The following is a 381-nucleotide window of genomic DNA, read 5'->3' on the forward strand; positions in this document are numbered from 1 at the left end:
AACTATTTGCTCAAGAGATTCAAAGTTTTTTATCTCCAAATACCTTACGGGATCTTGCTAGAGATGTTGGTTTTGTACAACGAACCAGTAAATACCAAGCAAAAGATTTAGTAGCTTTATGTGTATGGGTGAGCCAAAATGTAGCTATAACTTCTTTAACTCAATTATCTAGCTGTTTAGAAGCATCAACAGAAGTACTCATCAGTCCTGAGGGACTGAATCAACGGTTTAATAAGGCAGCCGTCCAACTTTTACAACACCTACTAGCCGAACTACTAAGCAAAAAATTGGCCGCATCTATGCTGATTTCTTCTCCATACACTTCTGTTTTCAAGCGTATTCGTATTTTAGATTCAACTGCATTTCAACTCCCGGATGTAT

At 37.5% G+C, this 381-nt stretch carries 1 pseudogene; it reads left to right on the top strand.

The annotated features are described in order from the left end of the window. Positions 1 to 381 (top strand): annotated as a pseudogene (locus JDS80_RS30765) (IS4 family transposase); the annotation flags it as partial.

Origin of the sequence: Bacillus cereus group sp. N8, assembly GCF_016483685.1 — a bacterium.
GTDB lineage: Bacteria > Bacillota > Bacilli > Bacillales > Bacillaceae_G > Bacillus_A > Bacillus_A proteolyticus.